Annotated in this window: 21 protein-coding genes; 10 read left to right on the forward strand and 11 right to left on the reverse strand. The window is 64.4% G+C overall.

What is annotated here, in order from left to right; all coding sequences use genetic code 11:
- Positions 1-115: 115 nt before the first annotated feature.
- From trxA to F9Z44_RS11555, 4 genes are all read left to right on the forward strand, one after another.
- Positions 116-448, forward strand: coding sequence for a thioredoxin TrxA (gene trxA, locus F9Z44_RS11540; RefSeq protein WP_159606264.1), 333 nt, complete (start codon positions 116-118; stop codon positions 446-448).
- Between the two features lie 182 nt (positions 449-630).
- Positions 631-1893 (forward strand): transcription termination factor Rho, encoded by a 1263-nt coding sequence (rho, locus tag F9Z44_RS11545; RefSeq protein WP_056274742.1) that lies wholly within the window; start codon positions 631-633, stop codon positions 1891-1893.
- 99 nt (positions 1894-1992) lie between these two features.
- Positions 1993-2256, forward strand: coding sequence for a type B 50S ribosomal protein L31 (locus tag F9Z44_RS11550; RefSeq protein WP_159606266.1), 264 nt, complete (start codon positions 1993-1995; stop codon positions 2254-2256).
- Between the two features lie 129 nt (positions 2257-2385).
- On the forward strand, positions 2386-4116 hold the full coding sequence (locus F9Z44_RS11555; RefSeq protein WP_159606268.1) for a hypothetical protein: 1731 nt from the start codon (positions 2386-2388) through the stop codon (positions 4114-4116).
- 12 nt (positions 4117-4128) lie between these two features.
- Here the strand turns inward: F9Z44_RS11555 and phoR are convergent, their stop codons facing one another.
- From phoR to pstS, 7 genes are all read right to left on the reverse strand, one after another.
- The gene (gene phoR, locus F9Z44_RS11560) at positions 4129-5448 is read right to left on the reverse strand and encodes a phosphate regulon sensor histidine kinase PhoR (RefSeq protein ID WP_159606270.1); all 1320 of its coding nucleotides are present in this window, start codon (positions 5446-5448) and stop codon (positions 4129-4131) included.
- On the reverse strand, positions 5445-6176 hold the full coding sequence (gene phoB, locus F9Z44_RS11565) for a phosphate regulon transcriptional regulator PhoB (protein WP_159606272.1): 732 nt from the start codon (positions 6174-6176) through the stop codon (positions 5445-5447). Before phoB ends, phoR begins: the two co-directional genes overlap by 4 nt.
- Positions 6173-6874: a phosphate signaling complex protein PhoU gene (phoU, locus tag F9Z44_RS11570; protein WP_159606274.1), complete on the reverse strand. Its 702-nt coding sequence runs from the start codon at positions 6872-6874 to the stop codon at positions 6173-6175. The genes phoB and phoU overlap by 4 nt, the downstream gene beginning before the upstream one ends.
- A 53-nt stretch (positions 6875-6927) precedes the next feature.
- Positions 6928-7716 carry a phosphate ABC transporter ATP-binding protein PstB gene (pstB, locus tag F9Z44_RS11575; protein WP_159606276.1) on the reverse strand — a complete coding sequence of 263 codons (789 nt, stop codon included), beginning with the start codon at positions 7714-7716 and terminating at the stop codon, positions 6928-6930.
- Between the two features lie 47 nt (positions 7717-7763).
- A complete protein-coding gene (gene pstA, locus F9Z44_RS11580) occupies positions 7764-8618 on the reverse strand; it encodes a phosphate ABC transporter permease PstA (RefSeq protein WP_159606278.1) in 855 nt (284 codons plus the stop codon).
- Between the two features lies 1 nt (position 8619).
- Positions 8620-9600, reverse strand: coding sequence for a phosphate ABC transporter permease subunit PstC (gene pstC, locus F9Z44_RS11585; RefSeq protein ID WP_236574104.1), 981 nt, complete (start codon positions 9598-9600; stop codon positions 8620-8622).
- Positions 9601-9712: 112 nt separating this feature from the next.
- A complete protein-coding gene (pstS, locus tag F9Z44_RS11590; RefSeq protein ID WP_159606280.1) occupies positions 9713-10744 on the reverse strand; it encodes a phosphate ABC transporter substrate-binding protein PstS in 1032 nt (343 codons plus the stop codon).
- Between the two features lie 225 nt (positions 10745-10969).
- Between pstS and ppx the strand changes: the two genes are divergently transcribed.
- Together ppx and F9Z44_RS23240 are read left to right on the forward strand one after the other, a co-directional pair.
- Positions 10970-12454: an exopolyphosphatase gene (ppx, locus tag F9Z44_RS11595; protein WP_159606282.1), complete on the forward strand. Its 1485-nt coding sequence runs from the start codon at positions 10970-10972 to the stop codon at positions 12452-12454.
- Between the two features lie 100 nt (positions 12455-12554).
- Positions 12555-13001 carry a hypothetical protein gene (locus tag F9Z44_RS23240; protein ID WP_159606284.1) on the forward strand — a complete coding sequence of 149 codons (447 nt, stop codon included), beginning with the start codon at positions 12555-12557 and terminating at the stop codon, positions 12999-13001.
- A gap of 31 nt (positions 13002-13032) precedes the next feature.
- Here the strand turns inward: F9Z44_RS23240 and F9Z44_RS11605 are convergent, their stop codons facing one another.
- The 4 genes from F9Z44_RS11605 to F9Z44_RS11620 form a co-directional block, all read right to left on the reverse strand.
- Entirely contained in the window at positions 13033-13515 is a 483-nt protein-coding gene (locus F9Z44_RS11605; RefSeq protein ID WP_159608685.1) for a SixA phosphatase family protein, read from the reverse strand.
- Positions 13516-13529: 14 nt separating this feature from the next.
- Positions 13530-15608, reverse strand: a complete 2079-nt coding sequence (ppk1, locus tag F9Z44_RS11610) for a polyphosphate kinase 1 (protein WP_159606286.1) — start codon at positions 15606-15608, stop codon at positions 13530-13532.
- 98 nt (positions 15609-15706) lie between these two features.
- Positions 15707-16819 (reverse strand): glycosyltransferase family 4 protein, encoded by a 1113-nt coding sequence (locus tag F9Z44_RS11615; RefSeq protein WP_159606288.1) that lies wholly within the window; start codon positions 16817-16819, stop codon positions 15707-15709.
- 7 nt (positions 16820-16826) lie between these two features.
- Entirely contained in the window at positions 16827-17639 is an 813-nt protein-coding gene (locus tag F9Z44_RS11620) for a GNAT family N-acetyltransferase (protein ID WP_159606291.1), read from the reverse strand.
- 129 nt (positions 17640-17768) lie between these two features.
- Between F9Z44_RS11620 and F9Z44_RS11625 the strand changes: the two genes are divergently transcribed.
- The 4 genes from F9Z44_RS11625 (at position 17769) to F9Z44_RS11640 (ending at position 21851) form a co-directional block, all read left to right on the forward strand.
- Positions 17769-19100, forward strand: a complete 1332-nt coding sequence (locus tag F9Z44_RS11625; protein WP_159606293.1) for a hypothetical protein — start codon at positions 17769-17771, stop codon at positions 19098-19100.
- Between the two features lie 44 nt (positions 19101-19144).
- Positions 19145-20188 (forward strand): ArsJ-associated glyceraldehyde-3-phosphate dehydrogenase, encoded by a 1044-nt coding sequence (locus F9Z44_RS11630; protein ID WP_159606295.1) that lies wholly within the window; start codon positions 19145-19147, stop codon positions 20186-20188.
- An 84-nt stretch (positions 20189-20272) separates the two neighbouring features.
- Positions 20273-21511 carry an organoarsenical effux MFS transporter ArsJ gene (gene arsJ / locus F9Z44_RS11635; RefSeq protein ID WP_159606297.1) on the forward strand — a complete coding sequence of 413 codons (1239 nt, stop codon included), beginning with the start codon at positions 20273-20275 and terminating at the stop codon, positions 21509-21511.
- A gap of 10 nt (positions 21512-21521) precedes the next feature.
- Complete coding sequence (locus F9Z44_RS11640; RefSeq protein ID WP_159606299.1) at positions 21522-21851, forward strand: ArsR/SmtB family transcription factor; 330 nt, start codon at positions 21522-21524, stop codon at positions 21849-21851.
- Positions 21852-21855 lie beyond the last annotated feature (4 nt).

A 21855-nucleotide genomic window follows, 5' to 3' on the forward strand; every position in this document is an offset into this window, starting at 1 on the left:
GGGGTTTCTGTCACAATTGCTCGGACTGGCCGGCCCAGCGGGAAATTCAAGCTCTTGAAGCCCGTGCGAGTGCCCAAACTTTAACCTCCCCGTTCAACGTTTTTTAGGATGAATCATGGCGAGCGACCTGATCAAACACGTTTCTGATGCAAGCTTTCAGGCCGATGTGCTGGAAGCGCAGGCGCCCGTCCTGGTTGACTTCTGGGCCGAATGGTGCGGCCCTTGCAAGATGATTGCCCCCATCCTTGACGAGGTGGCTGGCTCCTACGACGGCAAGCTCAAGATCGCCAAGCTCAATGTGGACGACAACCGCGACGTGCCGGCCAAGTTCGGCATTCGCGGCATCCCCACGCTGATGCTGTTCAAGGACGGTCAGCTGGCGGCCACCAAGGTTGGCGCCATGAGCAAGGCCCAGCTCACCGCCTTTATCGATCAGCAACTCGCCTGATCTCCATTGACGAGTGCCTGGGTGCAATGCCCGGGCACCTTTTCAGCGGCTTTCTTTTCCTGTCATAATTTCTCGCAGGCGGATCCGACAGTCCCCGCCTCACATCTGCGCACCGCCCGACATCCGGACGCCAGCGCCCCCTCCCCCGGTTCCCGACTCAACTCCCTCACGGAGTGAATTCCATGCACCTCAACGAACTCAAGGCACTGCACGTGTCTGAAGTCCTCAAGCAGGCTGAAGCGCTTGAGATCGAAAACACCGGCCGCATGCGCAAGCAGGAGCTCATGTTCGCCATCATCAAGAAGCGCGCCAAGGGCGGTGAACTGGTATACGCCGACGGCGTGCTGGAAGTGCTGCCCGACGGCTTTGGCTTCCTGCGCGCGCCCGACACGAGCTACACCGCCAGCACCGACGACATCTACATCTCGCCCAGCCAGATCCGCCGCTTCAACCTGCACACCGGCGACATGATCGAGGGCGAGGTTCGCATTCCCAAGGATGGCGAGCGCTACTTCGCGCTCAACAAGCTCGACAAGATCAACGGCCTGCCCCCAGAGGACAACAAGCACAAGATCATGTTTGAGAACCTGACGCCGCTGTTCCCCAAGGAACAGATGCGCCTGGAACGCGACATCAAGAGCGAAGAGAACATCACCGGCCGCGTGATCGACATCATTGCGCCCATCGGCCGCGGGCAGCGCGCGCTGATCGTGGCACCACCCAAGAGCGGCAAGACGGTCATGATGCAGCACATCTGCCATGCCATCTCCGCCAACCACCCCGAGGTGGTGCTCATGGTGTTGCTGGTCGACGAGCGCCCGGAGGAAGTGACCGAGATGCAACGCACCGTGCGCGGCGAGGTCATCGCCTCCACCTTCGACGAACCCGCAGCACGGCACGTGCATGTGGCCGAAATGGTGATCGAGCGCGCCAAGCGCCTGGTCGAACTCGGCAAGGACGTGGTGATCATGCTCGACTCCATCACCCGCCTGGCCCGCGCCTACAACAACGTGCTGCCTTCCAGCGGCAAGGTGCTCACTGGCGGCGTGGACGCCAACGCCCTGCAACGTCCCAAGCGCTTCTTCGGAGCGGCCCGCAAGATCGAGGAAGGCGGCTCGCTGACCATCATCGCCACCGCGCTGGTCGACACAGGCTCGCGCATGGACGAAGTGATCTTTGAAGAGTTCAAGGGCACAGGCAACTGCGAAATCCACCTGGACCGCCGCCTGTACGAAAAACGCGTGTTCCCTTCGATCCAGCTCAACCGCAGCGGCACCCGCCGCGAAGAGTTGCTGCTGCAGCCCGAGATCCTGCAGAAAACCCGGATCCTGCGTCAGTTCATGTACAACATGGACGAGATCGAGGCCATGGAGATGGTGCTCAAGAGCATGAAATCCACCAAGAACAACTCCGAATTCTTCGACATGATGCGTCGGGGCGGCTGATCTGGACTTTCCTGCTAAAATCGCAGGCTTTGCTAATTGCTGCAAGTACAGGGAAATGGTTTTCCTGCGGCTGCCGCACCTGAACCTCAAGGAATCGTCATGAAAGACGGCATTCACCCCAACTACCGCGAAGTCTGCTTCCAGGACCTCTCCAATGGCTTCAAATTCGTGACCCGCTCCTGCGCGAACACGAAAGAGATGATCAAGATGGAAGACGGCCGCGAGCTGCCGCTGTTCAAGCTGGACACTTCCAGCGAATCGCACCCCTTCTACACCGGCACGCAGAAAAGCGTGGACAACATGGGTGGTCGTGTGGAGCGCTTCCGCAACCGTTACGGCAAGACGACTCCCGCTGCGAAGTAAGCAGAAGGCTGGCTTGCGTCTGCACAGGCGCAACGTCCCGCACAAGAAGAGCAGCTGGTTGTCCGGCTGCTTTTTTTTCGTCCTTTCCTGGCTGCCCCTGCCTGTCGGGCTCCTTGTATATTCCCCGCAGTGAACCAGCCCACACCCGCTATCGTCACCCAGTCAGCCGTGCGCCGGCTGCCCCGGATCGCTCTGGTCCTGTTTTGCGTGGCCTATGTTCTGCCGGGTTTTCTGGGGCGTGAGCCCTGGAAGAACGCCGACGTATCGGCCTTTGGCGTGATGCTGGAGATGGCTGTTGGTCACAGCGGCTGGTGGAGCCCACGGGTACTGGGTGTAGCGGTCGAGGAAGCCGGCCCGCTGCCCTACTGGCTCGGAGCGGTGTTCATCAAGCTGCTGCCTTTTCTCTCACCCGAGTTCGCCGTGCGTGTGCCCTTCGCGCTGCTGCTGGCTCTCACCTTGGTCTGCACCTGGTACACCGTGTACCACCTCGCTCGCCAGCCCGCCGCGCAGCCAGTGCAGTTTGCTTTCGGTGGTGAAGCCAAACCGACCGACTACGCACGGGCCCTGGCCGACGCCGGGCTGCTGGCGCTCATGGCCTGCCTGGGCCTGGCCCAGCTGTCGCACGAAACCACCCCGGATCTGGCGCGACTCGCACTGGTTTCGCTCATGCTTCTGATGGCTTCGCGCATGGCGCACACAGGCCAACGGCAACCATGGCGAAGTGTGGCTCTGTGGGGCGTGGCCGTGGCGTCACTGGTGTTCAGCGGGGCGCCATGGATCGCAGTCACGCTCGGCGGTGGTCTGCTGCTGATCCTGTGGCTCTCACGCCGCAACCAGGAGGCACCCGACACCGCGTGGCTCACCAGCGAAGCGCCTTCACAGCGCGACCCGTTGGCCTGGTCAGCCGTGTTGCTGGCGCTGATCGTGGCGGCATCCGCACTTACCGGACAAGTCCCTGTACCCGGCCTGCAAACCGCACTGAATCTGGTGGAATGGCAGAGTTGGGGTCAGCTGCTTGTGTGGTTCACCTGGCCGGCTTGGCCGCTGGTGTTGTGGACGCTGTGGCGTTGGCGCCATCAGCTCCTGCGACCCCATGTGGCGCTGCCCATGTGGGCTGCTTTGGTGAGCATTGCGGACAGTGCACAGTCTCCCGAACGTGATCGAGCGCTGCTGCTGGCCTTGCCCGCGCTCGCAGCGCTGGCGGCCTTTGCGCTGCCCACGCTGCGCCGCAGCGTCTCTGCCCTGGTTGACTGGTTCACGTTGATTTTCTTCTCGGGCTGTGCCTTGGTCATCTGGGTGATCTGGTTTGCCATGCAAACCGGCGTGCCCGCCAAGCCGGCGGCCAACGTGGCCAAACTGGCTCCTGGTTTCGTGCCCGAGTTCTCCTGGTGGCTGTTTCTGGCAGCGGCTGTGGCCACCGGCGCCTGGCTCTGGCTGGTGTCATGGCGCGTGGGAAAACATCGGCAAGCGTTGTGGAAGAGCCTCGTGCTGCCTGCAGCGGGCAGCACCCTGTGCTGGCTGTTGCTCATGACGCTGTGGCTGCCGCTGTTGGACTTCGGCCGCAGCTATGGCCCGATTTCACGGCGCATTGCCACCCTGGTGCCGGCTGAGGGTTGTGTGCTGGCTGACGGCTTGACACAGGCGCAGATTGCCGCCCTGCAGTACCACGGATCGCTCAAGCTGGTGCGCACCACCGACCGTGGCGCAGGCGCCGATTGCCAGAGCCTGGTCGTGGCGCCGCCCAACCAGGCCACGCTCCATCAACGCGTCGAATTGACCCACTGGGCTTTCAAGTCCACCGTCAGCCGACTCACCGACACCAAAGAAAGTTTGCTGATCTACCAGCGCGTGGGCAACTGACGCTGGGCCCGTTCAGCCGGTGGCGCGCTCGCGCACCCGGTTGGGCGGCAAAGCAATCGCAAACCGGGAGCCTTCTCCCACGGTACTTTCGGCATCAATGTGTCCCCCATGGCGCTGCGCCACGTGTTTCACGATGGCCAGACCCAGACCGGTACCGCCGGTCTCGCGGGAGCGGCTGCGGTCCACGCGGTAAAAGCGCTCTGTCAGGCGTGGCAGATGCTCAGCGGCAATGCCGGGTCCCGTGTCCTTCACAAAGAATTCACCCCAACCGTCGGATCGCAACCGCCAGCCCGTCTGGATGAGGCCCCCTCCGGGTGTGTAGCGCACCGCGTTGCTGAGCAGGTTGGACATGGCACTGAGCAGTTCGGTCTTGGCGCCAGACACCCACATCGAAGGCCCGGGTATGGGTTCGATCTTGTGCAGTGTGGTGGAGATTGCCTGCGTCAGGCCTTGCGCCTCCTGCACAACATGCGTGAGCAGTTCTTCGCTGTCGATCCACTCGCCCGGACCAGGCGCGGGACTGCCTTCGAGACGCGACAGCGTGAGCAGGTCGCTCACCAGCGTCTGCATGCGGTGGGCCTGCTGACTCATGAGACCCAGATAGCGCGTGCGATCGGCCTCTTCCAGCGGAATGCTCTGCATGGTTTCCACGAAACCGCTGAGCACAGTCAGTGGGGTTCGAATCTCGTGCGAGACGTTGGCCACGAAGTCCCGCCGCATGGTTTCGGCCAATTGCACCGCCGTCACATCGCGGGTCAGCATGAGCTTGCGCTTCTTGCCATATGGGTGAATCTGCAGCGAGATCTTGGAAGGCTGGGAGGGCCGCGGCCCGATCCCGTCGATCTGAATCTCCTGGTTGAAATCGCCGCCTGCCAGATACGCGGTGAACGCCGGGTTGCGCACCATATTTCGCACGTACTGGCCCAGATCGCGCTGCGGGTCAAAGCCCAGATGGTTGGCGGCCGTGAGATTGGACCACTCGATCCGGCCAGCAGAATCCAGCAACACCACGCCGTTGGGCGAGGCCTGGATGGCGGCGAGAAAGTCCTCCAGACGGGCATCGCTGCTCTGCGCCTTTTTTTCAAGCTTCTTGATCAGCTTGCGCGCCCGATCCACCATTTCGCCCCAGGTGCCGGAAAGGTGGGGCTGACGGGCCACGTCGGCCTTGTTGAGCCAGCGCAAAAAGCTGCGGGCCCGCAAGCCATCGACAACCGTCCAGGCCAGGGCGCCGACCAGCGCGCCGGCAAACGTCCAGCCAGGTGAGTTTTGCGTCCACCCCAGCACTGCCCCCAGTGCAACCAGAAGCAGAAGCTCTATCGCGCGCCGGGTCATGCTGCGGATATGGGGGTGCTTTGCGCCGGTCGTGCGGTGTTGTTCATCGAAGTGAGCCGGTAGCCAGCGCCACGAACCGTTTCGATCATGCTCGAGGCCTCACCCAGTGATTCCCTCAATCGTTTGACATGCACGTCCACGGTTCGTTCCTCGATGAAAACATGGTCTCCCCAGACCTTGTCGAGCAGCGTACCACGGGTGTGCACCCGCTCTGCGTGCTTCATGAGGTAGTGCAGCAGCTTGAACTCGGTTGGCCCGACCTTGAGTTCGGCACCACGGAACGTGATGCGGTAGGTCGCCGCGTCCAGGGACAGCTCTCCCACCTGCACCGAGTCGTTGACGATCTCGGGCGCACGCCGGCGCAGCACCGCGCGGATGCGCGCAAGCAGCTCCTGCGTGGAGAACGGTTTGGTGATGTAGTCGTCGGCACCCGCGTCCAGGCCCTGTACCTTGTCGCTCTCGTCGCTGCGCGCGGTGAGCATGAGGATGGGGATGGTCTTGGTGCGCTCGTTCTTGCGCCAGCCGCGGGCCAGCGAGGCGCCGCTTTCGCCGGGCAGCATCCAGTCGAGCAGGATCACATCGGGAAGCACGGCATCCACCTCGCGCTGCGCGGCCACACCGTCGAACACGACGGTGGGCGCGAAGCCGTTGTGCCGCAGGTTGACGGCGATCAGCTCGGCGATTGAAGGTTCGTCCTCAACCACGAGGACTCTGGGCAACTTCCTCATCCGACCACCGATTCCACTTTCGACATCGGCGTGTGGCGCACGTCTTCACCCTTCACGATGAAGATGATCTGCTCGGCGATGTTCTTGGCGTGGTCGCCCACGCGCTCGATCGACTTGGCCAGGAACAGCAAGTCCAGGCTGGGCGAGATCGTGCGGGGGTCTTCCATCATGTAAGTGATGAGCTTGCGCAGGAAGCCGTTGTATTCGTTGTCGATGGCGTTGTCGCCCTTGATGATGGCCACCGCCATCGTGGTGTCGAGCCGTGCGAACGAATCGAGTGTCTTGCGCAACAGGGCGGAAGCCAGGTCGGCTGCCATGCGCAGCTCGGAGCTGGGCAGGTTGCGCGGTGAGCCGTTTTCGATGATGGACTTGACCATGCGGGCGATGCGGGCCACCTCGTCACCGGCCCGTTCGAGATTTTGCGTCGTGCGCGAAATCGCCATCAGAAAGCGCAGGTCGCGCGCGGTGGGCTGGCGACGACCGATGGTGGAGATGATCTCGTGGTCGATCTGGATCTCCATCTGGTTGATGCGCGCTTCGTTCTCGATCACCTGATCGGCCGACTCCATGCTCATGTGCACCAGTGCGTAGACCGCCTGATGCAACTGGGATTCGACCAGGCCGCCCATTTCGAGGACCTGGGAAGAGATGGAGTTCAACTCGGCGTCGAACTGGCTGGATATGTGTTTGTCGCTCATGGAAAATCTCCCGTGATGGCTTGGAACTGTTCGACCTTCGGCCCGTTGGCGGGTCAGCCGAAGCGCCCGGTGATGTAGTCCTCGGTTTCGGTCTTGGCGGGCTTGAAGAAGATCTGCTCCGTGGAGCCGAACTCGACCAGTTCACCCAGGTACATGTAGGCCGTGTAGTCGCTGCAGCGCGCGGCCTGTTGCATGTTGTGGGTGACGATGGCGATCGTGTAGTCCTGCTTGAGCTCATGCACCAGTTCTTCCACCTTGCCTGTGGAAATCGGATCGAGCGCCGAGGTGGGCTCGTCCAGCAGCAACACCGAGGGCTTCACCGCCACGCTGCGCGCAATGCACAGGCGCTGCTGCTGACCGCCGGAGAGCGAGAGACCGCTCTGGTTGAGCTTGTCCTTCACCTCGTTCCACAGTGCCGCCTTGGACAGCGCCCATTCCACGCGATCGTCCATCTCGCTGCGGTCCAGGTTTTCGTAGAGCTTCACGCCAAAAGCGATGTTGTCGTAGATCGACATGGGAAAGGGCGTGGGCTTCTGGAACACCATGCCGATGCGCGCGCGCAGCAGGTTGATGTCCTGCTTGTCGTCCAGGATGTTCTGGCCATAAAAGTTGATCTGGCCTTCGGCGCGTTGACCCGGGTACAGGCTGTACATGCGGTTGAGCGTGCGCAGCAGGGTCGACTTGCCACAGCCCGACGGGCCGATGAAGGCGGTGACCTTGCGCTCTTCAATGTTCATGTTGACGTTCTTCAGGCCCTGAAACTTGCCGTAGAAGAAGTTGAGGTTACGCAGTTCGAGCGCGTTCTTGGCAGCGGCAGCGGGTTGGGCGGCGGTGTTCGGCATGGTGATGTCCGTATTTCTTGATTCTGGGAAGTTGGGATACGCCGGGTTCAACCCAGCTTCTTCTCGCGCAGGAACACGCGGGCAACGATGTTGAGCAACAGCACCGACAAGGTGATCAGCAGCGCACCACCCCAGGCCAGGCGGATCCAGTTGTCGTAAGGGCTGAGCGCAAACTGGAAGATCACCACCGGCAGATTGGCCATGGGCGCGCCCATGTCGGTGCTGAAGAACTGGTTGTTGAGCGCGGTGAACAGCAGAGGTGCGGTCTCCCCGCTGATGCGGGCCACCGCCAGCAGCAGGCCGGTCATGACACCGCTCTTGGCCGCGCGCAGCGTGACCAGCGTGGCCACCTTCCAGCGCGGCGCGCCCAGGGCGAATGCCGCTTCGCGCAGGCTGCCCGGTACCAGGCGAAGCATGTTCTCGGTGGTGCGCACGACCACCGGCACCGCGATCAGCGACAGCGCCAGGCTGCCGGCCCAGCCGGAGAAGTTGCCCACGGTGGCCACAGCGATGGCGTAGACGAACAGGCCGAGCACGATGGAGGGAGCCGACAGCATGATGTCGGTGACGAAGCGGGTGAGCTCGGCGGTCTTGCTCTCGTCGCCGTACTCGGCCAGGTACACCCCGGCAAACACGCCGATGGGGGTGGATACCAGCACCGAGAAGCCGACCATCATCAGGCTGCCGACGATGGCGTTGGCCAGGCCGCCGCCTTCGCTGCCCGGGGCCGGCGTGGACTGGGTGAACATGTTCCAGTCGAGCGCGGCCAGGCCGTTGGACAGCAGCACGCTCAGGATCCAGAGCAGCACCACCAGGCCGAGCACCATGGCTCCCATGGAGAGCGTCAGGCCAACGGTGTTGGCGCGCTGGCGGCGTTTGTAGAGTTGGTTGTTGAATTCCATGTCAGAAGCCTTTGGCCTTCTCGGCGCGCATCATCATGATCTTGGCCGCCGAGAGCACGATGAAGGTGATCACGAACAGCAGGAAGCCCAGCGCAAACAGCGTGGAGAGGTGGAAATCGGCGGCTTCACCGAATTCGTTGGCCAGCGTCGAGGCGATCGAGGTGCCCGGCGAGAACAACGAGGTCGGCATGCGGTTGGCATTGCCGATCACGAAGGTGACCGCCATGGTCTCGCCCAACGCCCGACCGAGGCCGAGCATGATGCCGCCAATGACGCCCTTCTGCGTGTAGGGCAGCACCACGCGGCGCACCACTTCCCAGGTCGTGCAGCCCAGTCCGTAAGCCGATTCGCGCAGGATGGGTGGCACGATCTCGAACACGTCGCGCATCACGGCCGCCACGAACGGCAACACCATGAAGGCCAGCACGATGCCCGCGGCCAGGATGCCGAAGCCGTTGGTGCTGCCGCCGAACAGAAAGCCCACCAGCGGCATGCCGCCCAGCACGTTTTGCACCGGCACCTGAAAGTAGTCTGCGAACAGCGGCGCGAACACAAACAGACCGAACATGCCGTAGATGATGGACGGCACGGCCGCCAGCAACTCGACCGCCGTGCCCAGCGGGCGGCGCAGCCACACGGGGCAGGTTTCGGTGAGAAAGAGCGCGATGCCGAAGGCCAGCGGCACAGCGATCAGCATGGCGATGGTGGCGCTGGCGATGGTGCCAACGATGGCGATCGCGGCACCGAATTCTTCGTTGATGATGTCCCACTCCACCCGCCAGATGAAGTTCAGTCCGAACTTCTGGAACGTGGGCCAGGCATTGATGAACAGCGAGACGATGATGCCCAGCAGGGCGACCAGCACCAGCAGCGAAAAACTCTGTGTAATGCGGTGAAACAGGACGTCCTGGAAGCGTTGCCGCTTGGCAATCGACGCCATGTTGGGATTGTCCAGCTCAATGGACACGGGTTGCGAACTCATGGTGGTTCCCAGGCTCATGTTGACTCCGATCCGGTGGTGACCGGCCCCACAAGTCAACATCCGCCGGCCCGACTGAACCGACCGGCGGATGCAACTTGGGGAGCAGCCTAACTTACTTGGCGATCTGCGTCCAAACCTTGGCGCGGATCTGCGCGGTCAGCGCGTCGGGCAGCGGCACGTAGTCCAGTTCGGTGGCCATGGCTTTGCCACTTTTGAAAGCCCAGTCGAAGAACTTCAGCACTTCGGCGGACTGCGCCTTGTCGGCCGGGTCCTTGTACATCAGGATGAACGAGGCGGTGCTGATGGGCCAGCTCTCGGCACCTTTGGCGTTCACCATCGACACGCCCATGCCGGGCACGCTGAACCAGTCGGCACCGGCGGCGGCCGAGGCGAAGGTCTTGTCGTCCGGGCTCACGTACTTGCCGTCGGCGTTCTGCAGCTGCAGGAAGTTCATGTTGTTCTTCTTCACGTAGGCGTACTCGACGTAACCCACGGCGCCCTTGACGCGGTTCACGTTGGCAGCCACGCCCTCGTTGCCCTTGCCACCGACCGAAGAGGCCGCTGGCCACTTCACGGCAGCACCCTTGCCCACGCTGTCGGCCCAGGGCTTGCTGACGGCGCTGAGGTAGTCGGTGAAGTTGAAAGTGGTGCCCGAACCGTCAGCGCGGTGGATCACGGTCACGTTCTGGTCGGGCAGCGTCTTGCCGGGGTTCAGGGCTGCCAGCTTGGGGTCATTCCACTTGGTGATGGTGCCCAGGTACAGCTCGGCCAGCACGGGGCCGGTCACGCGCAACTCGCCCGGCTTGAAGCCTTCGAGGTTGATCACGGGCACGGTACCGCCGATGATGGCTGGGAACTGCACCATGCCGTCCTTGTCGAGGTCGGCACCGGGCACCGGCGCGTCGGAGGCGCCGAAGGCCACGGTCTTGGCGCGGATCTGGCGAATGCCACCGGACGACCCGATCGACTGGTAATTCAGACCGGTACCGGTTTCCTTCTTGTAGGCCTCGGCCCACTTCGCGTAGATCGGGAAGGGAAAGGTGGCGCCGGCACCCGTGATGTCGGCAGCGATGGCGGAGCTCATGCCGGCGGTTGCCATGGCGGCAGCGGCGACGGCCTGAAGGAAGATGCGTTTGTTGATCATGTCGAGACTCCTTGCGGTTGAAAATACGAACACAGGCGACTTTAGGCAGGCAATGTGACATCTACATGACATCTCACGAATGTCACAAAGCCTGCCGTGACGCACTCACAAACCCATGGCCATGGCCCGGGCATGCGTCACAATCCGGGCTCGCCCCAACCTCCCCCCTCCCCCGCTCTCCCGGAGCCGTCCCTGAGCCGTTCTGGCTCGCCGCTCCCCCTTCGCATGCAAAACGGAACCCTCCTCGCCGCCATCGACCTCGGCTCCAACAGTTTCCGGCTGGAAATCGGCCGTTACCACTCGGGCCACATCGAGCGCATCGAATACCTCAAGGAGACCGTGCGCCAGGGCAACGGGCTGGACGAGGAAAAAAACCTCAGCCAGGCGGCCATGGAGCGTGGCTGGGAATGCCTGGCCCGGTTTGCCGAGCGGCTGCACGGCTTCAAGCGACAGCAGGTGCGCGCCGTGGCCACCCAGACCCTGCGCGAGGCGAAGAACCGCGACGAATTCGTGCGCCAGGCCCAGGCCATCCTGGGTTTTCCGATCGACGTGGTGTCTGGCTACGAGGAGGCGCGCCTGATCTACCAGGGCGTCTCGCGCCTGCTGCCGCATTCAGACGAAAAACGCCTGGTGGTCGACATCGGGGGGCGCTCGACCGAGATGATCCTGGGCCAGGGTTATTCGGCCCGCACCATGGAGTCGTACCGCCTGGGCAGCGTGGCCTGGTCCACCCGCTATTTCCCGCGTGGCCAGCTCACCGCCGCCGCCTTCAAGACTGCTGAAGTGGCGGCCAAGGCGGTGATCGACGAGGCTCTGGACCGATTCCCCCCCGCCGACTGGACCGTGGCCTACGGTTCCTCGGGCACGGTGGGCGCGGTGGCCGACATGCTGGCCGCCAACGGCTGGGCCTCCGGCGTGGTCACCCGGGCGGGGCTCGACTGGCTCACCGATCGCATGATCAAGGCGGGCAATGTCGACCAGTTGCGCCTCGAAGGCCTGAAGGACGACCGACGCCCGGTGATCGGCGGTGGCCTGAGCGTGCTGCGCGCCATCTTTGATTTGTTCGGCATCGAGCAGATGCTGCCCGCCCAGGGCGCGCTGCGCCACGGCGCGCTGTACGACCTGATCGACCGCGACACCGATGGTGGCGACGTGCGCGAGCGCACCGTGAACTGGCTGACCCACCGCTTCTCGGCCGATGAGGCCCAAGGCAAGCGCGTCAGCACGGTGAGCACCGCCCTCTTTTCACAAATTGCCGCGCTGGACGCGCAGAACGAACGTTACTCGCAGAAACTGGCCTGGGCCGCTCGGCTGCACGAGATCGGCACCCACATTTCCCACGAACGCTCGCACCACCATGGCGCCTACATCCTGGACAACGTGGATGCACGCGGTTTCTCGCTGCCCGAACTGCACCGCATGAGCCAGCTGGTGCTGGGCCAGCGAGGCAAGCTTCGAAAGCTCGAAGACACATTGCAGGACGAGCTCTTTGCCAAACAACTCATGGCCCTGCGCCTGGCGGTGTTGTTGTGCCACGCACGCCAGATGCCCGAGCACGAGTCGGTCAAGCTGAGTTACAAGCCACGCGCCTTCAAGCTGGCCACCAACCCTGGCTGGGCCAAGCGCTACCCACAATCGGCATGGTTGCTGGGCGAAGAGGTCGTGGCCTGGCAAAAGTCGGCGTGGAAGTTCACCGCCGACATCCGTTGACGTCGCACCGTCACACTGCCGTCACACTGCTGCCACAACCGTATAAACGATTTATACGGTTTATACTGCTCTCCTTTTTATCGACCAACGGAGTGCATTCATGGCCAGTCAGAGCAACAAGAAACCCAAGCTCGTGCGCGACAGCTTCACCATCCCCAAGGCGGAGTTCGCCGCCATTGAAACGCTGAAAACCCGCGCCATCGCGCTGGGCACCAGCGTGAAGAAGAGCGAGTTGCTGCGCGCTGGACTCATGGCCCTGCAAGGCCTCAACGACGCCGCCTACAAGGCTGCGCTGTCCGCCGTGCCCACGCTCAAGACCGGCCGCCCCACCGGCGCCGACAAGAAGCCCGAAGCCGCGAAGAACCCAGCGAGCAAGCCAGCCGTCAAGGTAGCCGTGAAGACCGCCGTCAAGGTGGCGCCCAAGGCACCGGCCAAGCCATTGGCCAACCCCGCCAGCAAGACTGCCGCTCCAGCCGCCGCGAAAAAAGTCGCTGCCAAGCCCGCTGTGAAAAAAGCCGCTCCCGCCAAGAAGGCTGTGGCCGCCTGAAGCCTACCCGGGGCACCGCTGCGGATGTCGCTCAGATCAGTTCAGGGGTCTGAACCGTGACCACCACGGTCTGGCTGCCATTGGCACGTTCGCGATGGCGCAGCCACCACAGCGCTCCCTTCTTCACCGAGCAGTCGTCCTCGGCCAGGTTGAGCAAGCGCGCAATCACCCGGCCCAGCGTGGGCTGGTGACCGACAACCACCACAGGCGACTTGCCGTTTGGCCACTGCACCAGTTCCAGCAGGGCCAGCGGGTCGCCCTCGGGCAACAGCTCTTCGCGCATCTTGAACTTGCGGCCCAGGGCCAGTGTGGTCTGCTCGCACCGCAAAGCCGGGCTGCTCCAGACGCGCGCGCCTTCGGGCAACTGCCGGTCCAGCCAGGCGGCCATGCGCGCGGCCTGCTTCTCGCCGCGCGGGGTGAGGCGTCGGGCCAGATCCCGGGCGTCGCCAGGCACCCCGGTCAGGAGATCGGGATGCTCATGCGCTTCGGCGTGCCGCCACAGGATGAGGTCCATCGTGCCGAGCATCCCTATCCCTTGCTGCCGTAGCGCGCCATCAAGCTGGCCTGCGCCGAATGCATCACCGAGCGGGCGCGACCACTGCCAGTGATGCTGGCCGGCACATAGCGGCCATCGGGCTGCAGCAGCCAGGCGTCCTTGGTGTCGTGCAGGTAGGCCGACAGGCACTCGTCCATGATGCGGTGGCGCAGCGCATGGTCGGTCACGGGCCAGGCCAGTTCGATGCGGCGCAGCATGTTGCGGTTCATCCAGTCGGCACTGGAGAGCCACAGTTCTTCCGACTCTCCCGTGCGGAAATAGAACACCCTGGAATGCTCCAGCAGGCGCCCGATGACCGAGCGCACGCGCACGTTGTCGGTGAAACCCGGCACCTGCGCCGGCAGGATGCAGGCGCCGCGGATGATGAGGTCGATCTTCACGCCCTGCTGCGATGCCGTGGCCAGCGCTCGGGCAAGTTGCTCGTCGGTCAGCGCATTCATCTTCACGATCACGCGTGCCTCCAGCCCAGCCTTGGCCGCGGCGCCCGCGGCGTCCAGCTTGTCGAGCATGGCCTTGTGCAGGTGAAACGGTGCGATCAGCGCCTTGTTGAGTTTGGGCAGGCGGTTCTGGCTGGCCAGGTGCAGGAATATCTGCTCCAGGTCGGCGGTGAGCGCGTCGTCGGCCGTGAGGTAGCTGATGTCGGTGTAGAGCCGGGCCGTGCCCGGGTTGTAGTTGCCGGTGGACAGGTGTGCATAGCGCTTGAGTCCAGCCTCTTCACGGCGGGTCACCAGCAGCATCTTGGCGTGGGTCTTGAGGCCCACCACCCCATAGACCACCTGCGCGCCCACCGACTCCAGCCGCTCGGCGTAATTGATGTTGGCCTCTTCGTCGAAGCGGGCCTTGAGCTCCACCACGGCGGTCACTTCCTTGCCGCGGCGCACCGCTTCGCGCAGCAGGTTCATCAGCTCCGACTTCGCACCGGTTCTGTAGATGGTCTGCTTGATCGCCAGCACATCGGGGTCTTCCACCGCCTCGCGCAGGAAGGCCAGTACGGCATCGAAGCTCTCGTAGGGCTGGTGGATCAGCACGTCGCCCTGCTGCAGCCGTTCGAAGTACGACTGCCCGGGCGTGAGCTGCGCCGGCCAGCCCGCGTTGTAGTTGTCGAAGCGCAGCGCGGGCGCGTCGACCTTGTCGATCAGCTGGTTCAGGCGGACCAGGTTCACCGGCCCGGGCACGCGGTACAGCGCCTTGTGGGGCAGCACAAACTGCTCCAGCAAAAAATTCGACAGAAACTCCGAACACCCGGCCGACACTTCCAGGCGCAAGGCCTGCCCGTAGTGGCGCTGCTGCAGGCCCTTGCGCAGCGCGGTGCGCAGGTTCTTCACCTCTTCCTCGTCCACCGCAAGATCGGAATGGCGCGTGACGCGGAACTGGGAAAACTCGGTGACCTGGCGACCCGGGAACAGGTCGCCCAGGTGAGAGCGGATCAGGCTGGAGATGGAGACGAAGTGCGTCTGCTTGGAGCCCTTGACGGGCGGCATGCTGAAAAAGCGCGGCAGGATGCGCGGCACCTTGACGATGGCGATCTCGTTTTCGCGTCCGAAGGCGTCCTTGCCAGCCAGGCGCACGATGAAGTTGAGCGACTTGTTGGCCACCTGGGGAAACGGGTGCGCCGGGTCCAGCCCCACCGGCATCAGCAGGGGTTGCACTTCCTTGACGAAGAACTCCTTGACCCAACGGCGCTGGCGCGCGTTGCGCTCACCGTGCGAGATGAGCTTGATGCCCTTTTTCTCCAGCAGCGGCAGCAATTCGTCGTTGTAGATGGCGTACTGCTGCGCCACGAGCGTGTGGATTTCTTCGGACAGCTTCTCGAAAGTCTGCGCGGTGTACTGGCCGCGCTGCTCGTTGGCCTGCGCGGCCGTCAGGTGGGGTGCGACGCGCACCTCGAAGAACTCGTCGAGGTTGCTGGAGACGATGCTGAGGTAACGCAGGCGTTCCAGCAACGGTACGTCGGGACGACGCGCCCAGTCCATGACACGTTCATTGAAGGCCAGGATGCTGTGGTCCCGGTCCAGCAGGGGAAACTTGTTGTTGGAGTTGTTGCCGCTCATGTCTGATGTTGTTGTTGTCGCCAGTTGCGCCTGCCCTGTGCCCAGGCACGCGGGACCCAGCCCAGTGTGCAAGGCCATCAACGCATGACTTGTGACGATTATTCAACGACAGGATGACGTTTGTGTGACAGCTTCGTGATGCCAGCACCCTCATGGCCGTGCACGGCAAATTCCGAACGCAGGCGCTGCCGCCGGTGCCTCGGCAGCATCACCAGATGCGACAGAAACAGCGCACCCGATCGTCCCCAGCCCAACAGCAATGCGCGGTTGCGTGCATCGTGGCGCTGCAGCTTGAGGGCCTCGTACCAGGCCTCACGCAAATCGTCGCGCAAGGAGCCCGCGCGGCTTTCACCCACCAGATGCAGCGGTCCGTCCACCGGGTAGGCGGCCACCGGCACGCCACAGGCCATGGCCTCCAGCATGGCCTTGCCCTGGGTTTCTCCACGACCGGGAAACACGAACACGTCGGCTGCGGCATACACCTGCACCAGCTCTTGCCGTGGCAACTCGCCGAGCCAGTGCACATTGGGATAACGCGCGCGCAGGCTCGATGCCAGCGGGCCGTCACCACACACCACCTTGCTGCCGGGCACATCCAGCGACAGGAAGGCCTCCAGGTTTTTTTCGACCGAGAGCCGCCCCACGTACAGACTGACCGGGTGGGCCAGGGGACCGAGCGAAGCGCTGGACCGGGTTCGATCGGTCAACGCAAACAGATGCGTGTCCACGCCGGGTGTCCACTGCCGCAGGCGCTCGAAACCGCGCTCCTGCAGGCGGTTGAGCAAGCCCTGGTTGGGCACCATCACGCCGCCGGATGGCCGGTGAAACCAGCGCAGCAGCGCGTAACTCCAGGACAGCGGCAAACGGAATGCGGCTTGCAGCATCTCGGGAAACCGACTGTGAAACGCGGTGGTGAACGGCAGACCGCGCCGCACGCAGTGGCGCCGCGCCGCCCATCCCAACGGGCCTTCGGTGGCAATGTGGATCGCATCGGGGTCGGCGGCGTCCATGAGCGAACGCAGCCGAGCGCCGGGAAACAGCGCGATCTCCAGCCCCGGACAACCCGGACAAGGCCGTGTGCGGAACTGCCCCGGCTGTATCACCACCACCTCGTGGCCACCGACTTGCAACTGGCGCACCAGCTCCACCAGGGTGGAGACCAGCCCATGGACTTGCGGCAGCCAGGCGTCGGTGACGAGCAGGATTTTCATGGGCGCATCAGGCCCCCAGGAAGTGCTTGCGGTAGCGCGCGGGCAGATCGGAGATGCGCATGAGCATGGGCAAGTCGGCGGCATTGAAATCCGGGTCCCAGGCCGGCGGGCCCAGCACCTTGGCGCCCAGGCGCAGGTAGCCCTTGATCAGCGCGGGTGGCTCCACGTCCAGCGTGTCGTCGAGCCGCTCCACCGGCAACGGCAGGCGTGGGCGCACGTGAAAATCGATCGGCGCGAGGTGCGTCTGCCGCACCTGGCGCCAGATGCTGGCCGCTGCGTGACCACCACCCACCATGCCGTGCGGGCCTTCGTGCTGCATGGGGATGCTGGCGCAGCCGATCATGGTGTCGAGCTGGTTGCGCACCATGAATTCGGCCAGCGCGCCCCACAGCGCCATGATCACGCCGCCATGGCGGTGATCGCGGTGCACGCAGCTGCGGCCAAGCTCCACCATGCGCTCGCGCACGCCACGCAGGCGGGTGAGGTCGAACTCGGTGTCGCTGTAGGTGCTGCCCACACGCTTGGCCTGGGCCGGCGTGAGCACGCGGTAGGTGCCGATCACCTGCCGGGTGGCGCTGTCGCGCACCAGCAGGTGTTCGCAGAAGTCGTCGAAGAGGTCCACGTCATGGCCGGGCAGCGTGTTGGGCAGGCGGGCGCCCATCTCACGGGAGAACACGTCAAACCGGAGTTTCTGTGCCTCGCGCACTTCGCTCTGGTGCCGGGCCCAGGAAACCTCGATGCCGTGTGCAACCGGCTGCGCCGGTACAGGGACGAAGACCGTCTCTGGCGGAATGGCGTGGGGGATGAAGGTTGTGGTCATGAACAGGCAGTGTGAAAACCGGTCATGACCCTCACAAGGCACTCGCATGAAGTTTTGATGACGGTCTGCGGAGGGCCACCCCTTGTTATTTCAAATATCATTGAAATATATGAAAGGCACCTGAAAGCCATGAACCTCGCCGACACCCTCAACCTGGGCTGCGCCTGCCAGACGCTGTCCATGCCCCACCTGCGCGAGCAGCTGGAAACCGGCCCGGCGCTCGACGGCCTGGCCGCGCGGCTGACGCTGAGCCATCCCCACCTCTTTTCGGCCACCGCCGTGTTCCTCGACAGCGCCATGGCACAGCGCATCGGGCAGGCGGTGGCGGCCATCGAGCGCGTGATCGCCCTGCCCGCCTGGCAAGACCAGGCGTTGGCGCGGGCGCCAGCGATTGCCGCCCTCAACCACGGCCCGGTGGGCGTGTTCATGGGCTACGACTTCCACCTCACCAGCACGGGTCCGCGGTTGATAGAGATCAACAGCAACGCCGGCGGCGGGGTGCTCAACGCGGCCCTGGCCCGCGCGCACAGCGCCTGCTGCAACGCCATGGGCGAGGTGGTTGATCCACGCGGCACGCTGGAGTCGATCGACACGGTGTTCGTCGACATGTTCCGCTCGGAATGGGCCTTGCAGCGGGGCGACGCACCACTGCGCACCGTGCTCATCGTGGACGATGCGCCCGACCAGCAGTACCTGGCACCCGAGTTCGAGCTCGTGCGCGAACTGTTCGCCGCGCACGGCCTCACCGCCCTGGTGGCCGACGCGGCCGATCTGCAGTGGCGGGATGGCGCACTGCACCACCCCGCCCTGCCACCCGGCACGCCGGTGGACCTGGTCTACAACCGCCTGACCGACTTTTACCTGCAAGACGAGGCCCACCAGGCCTTGCGGCTTGCTCATGAGGCCGGCGCAGTGGTGCTCACACCGCACCCGCGCACCCATGCCCTGTACGCCGACAAACGCAACCTCATTGCCCTCTCCGATACCGATCTGCTCGCCCGCTGGGGCGTGAGCGAGGCCGACCGCGCCCTGCTGCAGGCCGTGGTGCCCGCCACGCAACGGGTGGGCACCCACAACGCAGACGAGCTGTGGGCCGGGCGCCGAGGTTTGTTCTTCAAGCCGGCCGCCGGGTTTGGTGCGCGCGCGGCCTACCGGGGCGACAAGCTCACGCGCCGCGTGTGGGGCGAGATCCTGGCGGGCGACTACGTGGCCCAGGCCCTGGTGCCACCGAGCGAGCGCCTGGTGCGGGTTCAGGACGGCACCCAACTGCTCAAGCTGGACCTGCGGGCCTACACCTACCGGGGTGACGTGCAACTCCTGGCCGCACGCACCTGGACCGGCCAGACCACCAACTTCCGCACCGAGGGAGGCGGCTTCTCGCCGGTGGTGGTGGTGCCCACGATGCCGGCGGCGCTGTCACAGAACGGTCACGAAGTCGCACAACAATTCAACACTCGTTGAATAGTTTGACGCCCTTCTGCGTCCCACCCTCCACAGGACATTTCATGAAAGTTGGCATCAACGGCATGGGCCGCATCGGCCGCCTGGCCCTGCGCGCCGCCCTCGGCGCGGCCGAGCGCGAAGCCACCGACCCGCGCGCCGGCAACCGGCTGCAAGTGGTGCACCTCAACGAACTCAAGGGTGGCGCTGCGGCCACCGCCCACCTGCTGGCCTTTGACAGCGTGCAGGGCAAATGGCGCGCCGACATCGCCTCCGAGGGTGAAGACAGCATCCGCATCGACCAGCAGCGTTTGTCGTTCTCTTCTCACGCCGCCCCAGGCGACATTCCCTGGGGCGATCTGGGGGTGGACCTGGTGCTGGAGTGCACCGGCAAGTTCCTCACGCCAGAGACGATTCAGGGCCACCTGGACCGGGGCGCGAAGCGCGTGATCGTGGCCGCGCCGGTGAAGACGGGCGGTGTGCTCAACGTCGTGGTGGGCGTGAACCACATGCTCTACGAACCCGTGCGCGACCGCATCGTGACCGCCGCCTCGTGCACCACCAACTGCCTGGCGCCGGTTGTGAAGGTGGTTCATGAAGCCATCGGCATCCGCCACGGCCAGATCACCACGCTGCACAACCCGACCAACACCAACCTGGTGGTGGACGCGCCGCACAAGGACCTGCGACGCGCCCGCAGCGCGCTCATGAGCCTGGCGCCCACAACCACCGGCAGCGCCACCGCCATCGCGCTGATCTACCCCGAACTCAAGGGCAAGCTCAACGGCCACGCGGTGCGCGTGCCGGCGCTCAACGCCTCGCTCACCGACTGCGTGTTCGAGCTGCAGCGCGAGACCACGGTGGACGAAGTCAATGGCCTGTTTGCCGCGGCGGCGCAGGGCCCGCTGGCCGGCATTCTGGGTCACGAGACGCGCCCGCTGGTGAGCGCCGATTACGCACGCGACACGCGGTCGAGCATCGTGGACGCGCCGTCCACCATGGTCACCGACGGCACGCTGCTCAAGGTCTACGCCTGGTACGACAACGAGATGGGCTACGCCTGCCGCATGGTCGACCTGGCCTGCCACATGCACAGCGTCGGCATCTGACCACACCGCACGAGCCGGATCCACATCCGCTCGGGCTGAGCCCATATCCGTTCGGGCTGAGCCTGTCGAAGCCCTCGCACACACATGAACACAGCAGAACGCAACTACGCCATCGTCACCGCCGCCTACTGGGGCTTCACGCTCACCGACGGCGCGCTGCGCATGCTGGTGCTGCTGCACTTCTACCAACTCGGCTATTCGCCGTTCACGCTCGCATTTCTGTTTCTGCTGTACGAGGCGGCGGGCATCGTGGCCAATTTCATCGGTGGCTGGCTGGCCACGCGCTATGGCATCACACGCATGCTCACCGTGGGACTGGTCACGCAGATCGTCGGATTCACCGTGTTGTCCTTCCTCGATCCGGGCTGGAGCGCGGCGATGTCGGTGGCCTGGGTGGTGCTGGCGCAAGGCATCTGCGGTGTGGCCAAAGACCTCACCAAGACCGCCAGCAAGTCGGCCATCAAGGTCACGGCCGACCAGGCCAAAAACCAGGGCTCGGGCCAGCTCTTCAAGTGGGTGGCCTGGTTCACCGGCAGCAAGAACGCCATGAAGGGCGTCGGCTTCTTCCTCGGCGGCCTGCTGCTGCAGATGCTGGGCTTTCAGCACGCGCTGTGGGCCATGGCGGCGCTGCTGGCGCTGGTGCTGATGGGTGTGGTGAGCGCGCTGCCACAGATGATGGGCAAAAACAAGGCGTCCAGGTCCGCGAAAGAACTGTTCGCCAAGAACACGGGCGTGAATGTGCTGGCCGCCGCACGCGTGGTGCTGTTTGGCGCGCGTGACGTGTGGTTTGTGGTGGGCGTGCCGGTGTACCTGTACTCGCAGGGCTGGACCTTCACCATGGTCGGCACGTTTCTGGCGGCCTGGACCATCGGCTACGGCGCAGTGCAGGCCATGGCACCCGCTTTTGTGAAGCGCAGCACCGACGGCCTGAGCACCGAGGTACCCGCCGCGCGTCTGTGGTCGGCCTTGCTGGCGCTGGTGCCCATGGCGCTGGCCGTGGCGGTGGCGCTGGACGTGCCGCACCTGCCCTGGGTGGTGGTGGGTGGGCTGGGCGTGTTCGGCTTTGCGTTCGCGGTGAACTCGTCCGTGCACTCCTACCTGGTACTGGCCTACGCGGGTTCGGAAAAAGCGGCCGAGGACGTGGGCTTTTACTACGCGGCCAACGCACTCGGCCGCTTCAGCGGCACGCTGCTCTCGGGCCTGCTGTACCAGTGGGGCGGCCTGCTCTATGCGCTGCTGGGCTCCGCGCTCATGCTGGTCGCGTGCTGGCTGGCCACGCTCAAGCTGCCCATCCGCCCGCCCCTGCAACACACACCTGCCTGAAAGACATCCCATGGACGAAATCCAAGCCGTCAAGTCCCTCGGAGCCCTGGCGCAGGAAACACGCCTGCGCATCTTCCGCGCACTGGTGGCGCAAGGGCCTCTGGGCCTCACACCGGGCCAACTCACCGAAGTGCTGGGCGTGGCAGGCACGGCGCTGTCGTTCCACCTCAAGGAGCTCAGCCATGCGGGTCTTGTTTCACAAGAGCGCAACGGCCGCCACCTGATCTACCGCGCCGAGTTCAGCACCATGAACGACTTGCTGCAATTCCTCACCGCCCACTGCTGCCAGGGTGAGCCCTGCGAGGTGACCGCCTCCGTTGCTGTCTGCACCACCTGCTGAAAGG

The organism is Hydrogenophaga sp. PBL-H3, from assembly GCF_010104355.1.
Classification (GTDB): Bacteria; Pseudomonadota; Gammaproteobacteria; order Burkholderiales; family Burkholderiaceae_C; genus Hydrogenophaga.